This window comes from Pedobacter sp. 10L46_2 (assembly GCF_056395165.1).
In genome coordinates, this window is sequence record NZ_JBFTIZ010000221.1 from 1 (window position 1) to 7,081 (window position 7,081).

Below are 7,081 nucleotides of genomic sequence, written 5' to 3' on the forward strand. Positions count from 1 at the left end.
GACACCAATATGCTGGTTAAACCTCCGCTCAAAACTTCTTTCAGATAATCTTAAATCCTGTTGCAACTCTTTTAAAGTAATATTACCATTTGAACTGATCATTTTAGATACGGCATGCTGTGTTAAATCATCAGGAACATTCCTGTTTTTAGCAATCAAATTAATCAGGTAGCCTGAGATAAGTTCTATTTGATGAGCCTGAGATGAGGCATTCAAAAGTCTTTCTGATAAGTTGTAATCCGTCTTTTTTGATGTCAGATCTACATCTAAACAAGTATTTGTAATTTCAACAGCACTAAACCCAAATATAGATTTTATTGCATCCGGATAAAAGTAGACCCCAATAGTATTGAATTTTCCTGCCGTACGGATTTCCGTGTGTTTAGTTGTTTGTCCGTATAAAAACACTTCCGGCAATTTGTAATCATGAGATTCCGAAAAGGTCCCCTCCTCTGCCTGTCCAAAAATCATTCCCGGACACCCATCTGGAAGTGCAACAAATGTTGTAGGTGCGCAACCATTATTTCCGCCCTCTAAAATCCAGAAGTAGCGAACATATCTTTTAAGATAATCAGGCGGCTGTACCAGTTTGCAATTCATTCTATTTGTTTGACTCAGCTGTTAGCATAAAATTACAAATAATTTGTAAAGTCATAATTCTTAATCTGTTTGTCAATTATTACATTACGCTGTTTATACTATTTTGTACAAATAGTAAATACCCCGTATCTTTGATATATATTAATATTTCAACAATTAATATAGGCTATCATGAAAGAAAAACCAGATACTCTGGAACAGGCCGTATTAACCGAATACAAATACGGATTTGTAACAGACATAGATACAGACGTAATTGCCAAGGGCCTTAGCGAAAACACCATCCGACTTATCTCGAATAAGAAGAACGAACCGGAATGGATGCTGGATTGGCGACTTAAAGCTTATAACCACTGGTTAAAGCTAGAGGAACCAAAATGGTCAAATGTTAAGTACCCTATAATCAATTATCAGGATATAATATATTATGCGGCTCCTAAGCCTAAAAAGCAGCTGAACAGCCTTGATGAGGCCGATCCGGAGTTGCTGGCTACATTTGAGAAGCTTGGGATTTCTCTGAACGAACAAAAACGACTTACAGGAGTAGCTGTAGATGTGGTAATGGATAGCGTTTCTATTGCTACCTCATTTAAAGAACAACTTTCGGAAATCGGGGTTATCTTTTGCTCAATCAGCGAAGCTATACAGCTACACCCCGAATTGGTAAAAAAATACCTTGGATCGGTAGTACCTATGACGGATAACTATTTCGCAGCGTTAAATTCTGCGGTATTTACCGATGGCTCGTTCTGCTATATCCCAAAAGGAGTCCGTTGCCCAATGGAACTTTCAACCTATTTCCGCATCAATACAGAAAATGCGGGTCAGTTTGAACGTACCTTAATTATCGCCGAAGATGAAAGCTACGTAAGCTATCTGGAAGGTTGTACCGCCCCGATGCGTGATGAAAATCAGTTGCACGCAGCTGTGGTAGAACTTGTAGCCCATACAAAGGCAGAAATCAAATACTCAACTGTACAAAATTGGTATCCTGGCGACAAAAATGGCTTGGGCGGTATATACAACTTCGTAACTAAACGTGGCATGTGTAAGGGCGATCATTCTAAAATCTCCTGGACACAGGTCGAAACAGGCTCAGCAATTACCTGGAAATATCCTAGTGTAATCCTAAAAGGAGATCACTCTATAGGTGAATTTTATTCGGTGGCGTTTACAAACAACCATCAACAGGCCGACACAGGTACAAAAATGATTCACCTTGGTAAAAATACAAGGAGCAGAATAGTGTCTAAAGGAATCTCTGCCGGACATAGTCAAAACAGTTACAGAGGATTGGTTAGAGCCAGCAAACAAGCCACTAATGCACGTAATTATTCGCAGTGCGACTCTTTACTGCTAGGCGATAAATGCGGGGCACATACCTTCCCTTACATAGAAGTTAAAAATAAAACCGCAATTGTAGAGCATGAAGCAACTACTTCAAAAATTGGAGAAGATCAGCTCTTTTATTGCAAACAAAGAGGCATTGATGCAGAAACCGCAGTGGCTCTTATTGTAAACGGCTTTGCCAAAGAAGTAATGAATCAGCTGCCAATGGAATTTGCCGTTGAAGCACAGAAACTACTAGCCATCAGCATGGAAGGCAGTGTAGGTTAAAAAAAATTATAAGAATTATGCTATCAGTAAAGAATATACACGCAAACATCGACGGAAGAGAAATTTTAAAAGGAATTAACCTCGATATTAAACCAGGGGAAGTACATGCTATTATGGGCCCAAATGGTTCCGGAAAAAGTACGCTTGCCTCTGTACTTGCCGGCAGAGAAGAATATGAAGTTACAGAAGGAGCCGTTTCTTTCTTAGGCAAAGACTTGTTGGAACTATCAACCGAGGACAGGGCTCGCGAAGGTCTGTTCCTTGCCTTTCAATATCCGGTAGAAATACCAGGTGTAAGTACCACCAACTTTATAAAAGCTGCTGTAAATGAAAAGCGCAAATACCTTGGTCAGGAACCTCTTGATGCCGTTGCTTTTTTAAAGATGATGAAAGAAAAGATGGCTTTGGTCGAAATAGATCAGCGTTTATTGAGCCGTTCCATCAACGAAGGTTTTTCTGGTGGAGAGAAAAAACGTAACGAGGTTTTCCAAATGGCTATGCTTGAACCCAAACTCGCAATCATGGACGAGACTGATTCAGGCCTGGACATTGATGCACTTCGCATAGTTGCAAATGGCATCAACAAGCTCAGAAGCCCCGATCGCGCAATATTGCTGATCACCCACTATCAACGTTTGCTTGATTATATCCAGCCAGATTATGTACATGTACTTTACAATGGCCGCATTGTTAAATCGGGCACTAAAGAACTGGCGCTTGAACTGGAAGAAAAAGGATACGACTTCATCACTGATGAGGTTGATTTAGCTGCCAATCAATAGCAGTCCATTTAAAAGACTTTACAATGAACAATATAACTTATTTTAAAGATCAGTTTGAACAGCTGCAGGAAGCAAATCCGAATGACACAATTGCCGATTTGAGGCAGAATGGATTTGATGCATTCACTAAAGATGGCGTTCCAACATATCGCGATGAAGACTGGAAATATACAAACGTAAGTAGCCTGTTCGACAAAGAATATCTAATAGCAGAAAACTCCACAATTACTTTGGCGGATGTGAACACTATCAGATTACCGGGCTACAAACAAGCAAATGAGCTAGTGTTTGTAAATGGACGCTTTATAGCTAACCTTTCTACCATCCGTTCCGGCACCACAGACCTTGTAGTATTGCCCCTTGAAGAAGCTGCTAAGGGAGAATATAAAGAAATAGTCGCTGCACACTTAAACCAAAGCAGTAATTACTTAAACGATGGCATTCATGCCTTAAATACTTCTTTTATCAATGGTGGTGTTTTCGTTCATGTCTTAAAGGGCAAAGAACCAGAACATCCTGTCTATTGCTATCATATTTTAGATGCGAGGCAAAATCCGGCCCTTGCGCAACCGAGGAGTCTGGTCTTGGCTGACGAAAATAGCAGACTACAAATAACCGAAAGCTATACTACGCTTGGTGCGTCAGACAGTTTTAACAACCAGGTAATGGAAGTAGTAGTTAAAGAGAATGCATATGTAGAGTATTATAAGATTCAAAATGATACCGCAAATGCCAGCCAGGTAAACAGCACTCATATCAGACAAATTGGACGAAGCTATGTACACACGGTAACCATTACACTAAACGGAGGCATAGTACGTAACAATATGAATCTGGTGCTTGATGCCGCTGGTAATGAAACCCATCTTTATGGTTTGTACCTGTTAAAAGGCAAAAGCCATGCTGATAACCATACACTGATAGACAATTTAAAACCAAATTGCTTTAGCAATCAATTATACAAAGGAATTGCTGACGATACCTCTACGGCCGTTTTTAATGGCCGCATTATGGTTCAACCCAATGCACAAAAAACCAATGCTTACCAGAGCAACAAGAACATCCTGCTATCAGAGAATGCAACCATAAATACAAAACCGCAGCTAGAGATTTTTGCAGATGACGTTAAATGCTCACATGGTTGCACCATAGGTCAGCTAGATGAAGAAGCAATGTTTTATCTGAGGGCAAGGGGCATTCCAAAAGAAAGCGCTGAAGTGCTTTTACTACAAGCTTTTGCTGCTGATATCGTTGACCAGATCAAGCCGGAACCTTTACGTTCTTACGTATCTAAACTTATCTATGAACATTTAGCAATTCAATAACATGGCCATTTTAGATCTCAGACAGCAGTTCCCAATACTTAACCGCATGGTTAAGGGCAAACCTTTGGTGTATTTTGACAATGCTGCCACTTCTCAAAAACCGCAAGTGGTTATTGATGCGCTTACACATTATTACACGCATTACAATGCCAACATACACAGAGGGATCCATACCCTTGCAGAAGAAGCCACTATGGCTTATGAGGCTACCCGTCGTACTGCACAAGAGTTTATAGGTGCAGTATCTGAAGAAGAAATCATCTTTACAAGAGGCACTACAGAAGGGATTAACCTGGTTGCATATACCTGGGGCCGGCAAAACATAGGAACGGGCGATGAGATTATTATTTCTGGCATGGAGCACCATTCTAACATCGTTCCATGGCAAATACTTTGCGAAGAAAAAGGTGCTGTTTTAAAAGTTATTCCTGTTAACGATAATGGCGAGCTTGTAATGGATACCTACAAAGCTTTGCTTAACAGCAAAACCAAGTTGGTTTCTGTTGTTCATGTTTCAAACTCATTAGGTACAGTTAACCCGATTAAAGAGATCATTGAAGCAGCGCATCAGGTTGGTGCTAAAGTATTGATAGATGGTGCACAGTCAGCTGTACATCTTGATATCAATGTACATGAAATGGATTGCGATTTTTTCGCTTTCTCTGGTCATAAAGTATATGGGCCAACAGGTGTTGGTGTGCTTTACGGTAAGAAAGAGTTACTCGAAAGCATGCCTGTTTTTCAAGGTGGCGGCGAGATGATCAAGGAAGTTACCTTCGAAAAAACTACCTATAATGATCTGCCTTATAAATATGAAGCAGGTACACCAAACATAGCCGATACCATTGCATTAAAAGCAGCACTAGATTTTATTAAAGAAACCGGAAAAGCTACTATAAGAGCCCATGAAGAAGAATTACTTGCTTATGCTACAGCTCAATTCCAAGCCATTCCGGGTCTTAAAATTATTGGCAATGCCAAAGAAAAGGTAAGCCTGATCTCTTTTATTATTAAAGGTGTACACCCTCAGGATGTTGGCGTTTTGCTGGACAATCAAGGAATTGCAGTTAGAACAGGACATCATTGCACACAGCCGTTAATGGCACGCTTTGGCATTCCGGGCACTATAAGAGCATCCTTTGCCCTTTACAACCAAAAAGAAGAAATAGATGCACTGATTACAGGTTTGCATAAAACCATAAAAATGCTTTCATAATGAATATTAAGCCGATACATGAAATAGAAAAAGAGATAATTGAGGACTTTGCATTGTTTGATTCATGGGAAGACAAGTACGAGTACATTATTGATATGGGCAAAAAGTTGCCTGTTCTGGAGGATGAGCATAAGCTTGATGAAAACAAAATAAAGGGATGCCAGAGTACCGTGTGGCTGGTGGCCTCCTATAATGATGGCCGTGTATTTTTTAAGGCCGATAGTGATGCAATAATTGTAAAAGGTTTGATCAGTATGCTTATAAAGGTACTATCTGGCCATACCCCTACTGAAATTATTGACGCCCGATTGGATTTTATAAGAGAGATCGGCATGATGACCCATTTGGCACAGACCCGTTCTAACGGTTTACTGTCAATGATAAAACAAATGAAAAATTACGCTATCGCTTTTCAGGCGATTAACAGTCAAAAAACTGATCATAAATAAATTAAAAGGTCATGGATAAAGAAGAATTAAAGCAGAAAGTGATTGATTGTTTACAAACCATTTACGATCCTGAAATTCCTGTAAGTATTTATGAACTGGGGCTTATCTATGAAACAGAGATATTGCCTCCGCTAAACAACGTGCAGATTGTGATGACGCTTACCGCTCCCGGATGCCCTGCTGCACAATCTATCCCTTTAGAAGTAGAGCAAAAGGTAAAAGAAATTGAAGGTGTAAATGAGGTTACTGTAATTGTAACCTGGGAACCTGCCTGGAACAGAGACATGATGTCGGAAACAGCACGGCTCGAATTAGGAATGATGTAATAATAAGAACAATGAAAATTACTGCTCAGGAAGAATATGGCTTAAGGATACTACTCCACATAGCCCGACATGGTGATAAAGAAGGAGCAAGCATTCCTATGATTAGCGATGCAGAGGGACTTTCTGCTGCCTATGTGGCCAAGCTTACCCGTACGCTTCGTCTTGCGGGTTACATAAACAGTACACCAGGTAATAAGGGGGGGTATATTTTAGCTAAGCCTGCCGAAGACATAAACATTAATCAGGTGATGAAGGTGCTTGGCGGTTCTCTATACAGCAATAAGTTCTGTGAGGACTACTCCGGATCATTAAAACTATGCACCAACTCTGTAGATTGTTCTGTGCGTTCTTTATGGCAAATGATCCAGTTATCTGTTGATCAGTTATTGGATCATATTTCACTTAAAGAATTGATTAGTACAGAGCAGGAATCTAACCTTCAGATCATCAACAAAATAAATGCCCTAAGAACGGCTAAACTATAATTTAGCATCTTGCTATAGTATTTGAATAACTTTTTTTCATTTTCTCAGGAGATTTTCCCTTTTCCTTTGTTATAGTTAAAACACTAATTCAACTTATTATGAAAAAGATACTACTGTTTGCGGTTTGCTTGCTTATTTCTGGCTTATCCTACGCTCAGGATATAACCGTTAGTGAGGTTCCTCCTGCTGTATTAAACGCTTTTAACAAGTCGTTTCCAAAAGCTACAAGAGTAGAATGGGAAAGAAAAGGCGACTTATATAATGTCGAATTTGACATAGCC

At 39.8% G+C, this 7,081-nt stretch carries 8 protein-coding genes and 1 pseudogene; 8 read left to right on the forward strand and 1 reads right to left on the reverse strand.

Features of this window, described 5'->3' with window-relative positions; all coding sequences use genetic code 11:
* Positions 1-600: DUF6597 domain-containing transcriptional factor (locus AC1DDX_RS19620; protein ID WP_477622448.1), on the reverse strand; the 600-nt coding region annotated here is incomplete at its 3' end.
* 171 nt (positions 601-771) lie between these two features.
* Here AC1DDX_RS19620 and sufB point away from each other — a divergent pair.
* The 8 genes and pseudogenes from sufB to AC1DDX_RS19660 form a co-directional block, all read left to right on the forward strand.
* The gene (sufB, locus tag AC1DDX_RS19625; protein ID WP_172663807.1) at positions 772-2,217 is read left to right on the forward strand and encodes a Fe-S cluster assembly protein SufB; all 1,446 of its coding nucleotides are present in this window, start codon (positions 772-774) and stop codon (positions 2,215-2,217) included.
* A 17-nt stretch (positions 2,218-2,234) separates the two neighbouring features.
* Complete coding sequence (gene sufC, locus AC1DDX_RS19630; RefSeq protein ID WP_048904523.1) at positions 2,235-2,999, forward strand: Fe-S cluster assembly ATPase SufC; 765 nt, start codon at positions 2,235-2,237, stop codon at positions 2,997-2,999.
* A 23-nt stretch (positions 3,000-3,022) separates the two neighbouring features.
* On the forward strand, positions 3,023-4,324 hold the full coding sequence (gene sufD / locus AC1DDX_RS19635) for a Fe-S cluster assembly protein SufD (RefSeq protein WP_337715184.1): 1,302 nt from the start codon (positions 3,023-3,025) through the stop codon (positions 4,322-4,324).
* A gap of 1 nt (position 4,325) precedes the next feature.
* Positions 4,326-5,540 carry a cysteine desulfurase gene (locus AC1DDX_RS19640; RefSeq protein WP_337715186.1) on the forward strand — a complete coding sequence of 405 codons (1,215 nt, stop codon included), beginning with the start codon at positions 4,326-4,328 and terminating at the stop codon, positions 5,538-5,540.
* Positions 5,540-5,989: a SufE family protein gene (locus AC1DDX_RS19645; RefSeq protein WP_288882334.1), complete on the forward strand. Its 450-nt coding sequence runs from the start codon at positions 5,540-5,542 to the stop codon at positions 5,987-5,989. Before AC1DDX_RS19640 ends, AC1DDX_RS19645 begins: the two co-directional genes overlap by 1 nt.
* An 11-nt stretch (positions 5,990-6,000) precedes the next feature.
* Positions 6,001-6,315, forward strand: a complete 315-nt coding sequence (locus AC1DDX_RS19650) for an iron-sulfur cluster assembly protein (RefSeq protein WP_337715188.1) — start codon at positions 6,001-6,003, stop codon at positions 6,313-6,315.
* Positions 6,316-6,326: 11 nt separating this feature from the next.
* Positions 6,327-6,800, forward strand: a complete 474-nt coding sequence (locus AC1DDX_RS19655) for an RrF2 family transcriptional regulator (RefSeq protein WP_172663811.1) — start codon at positions 6,327-6,329, stop codon at positions 6,798-6,800.
* Positions 6,801-6,898: 98 nt separating this feature from the next.
* Positions 6,899-7,081 (forward strand): annotated as a pseudogene (locus tag AC1DDX_RS19660) (PepSY-like domain-containing protein); the annotation flags it as partial.

Excerpts from the sequence above, each read along its gene's own strand:
- AC1DDX_RS19640 (WP_337715186.1), top strand. The coding sequence starts at position 4,326 with ATGGCCATTTTAGATCTCAGACAGCAGTTCCCAATACTTAACCGCATG.
- AC1DDX_RS19655 (WP_172663811.1), top strand. The coding sequence starts at position 6,327 with ATGAAAATTACTGCTCAGGAAGAATATGGCTTAAGGATACTACTCCAC.
- sufD (WP_337715184.1), top strand. The coding sequence starts at position 3,023 with ATGAACAATATAACTTATTTTAAAGATCAGTTTGAACAGCTGCAGGAA.
- AC1DDX_RS19650 (WP_337715188.1), top strand. The coding sequence starts at position 6,001 with ATGGATAAAGAAGAATTAAAGCAGAAAGTGATTGATTGTTTACAAACC.
- sufC (WP_048904523.1), top strand. The coding sequence starts at position 2,235 with ATGCTATCAGTAAAGAATATACACGCAAACATCGACGGAAGAGAAATT.
- AC1DDX_RS19645 (WP_288882334.1), top strand. The coding sequence starts at position 5,540 with ATGAATATTAAGCCGATACATGAAATAGAAAAAGAGATAATTGAGGAC.
- sufB (WP_172663807.1), top strand. The coding sequence starts at position 772 with ATGAAAGAAAAACCAGATACTCTGGAACAGGCCGTATTAACCGAATAC.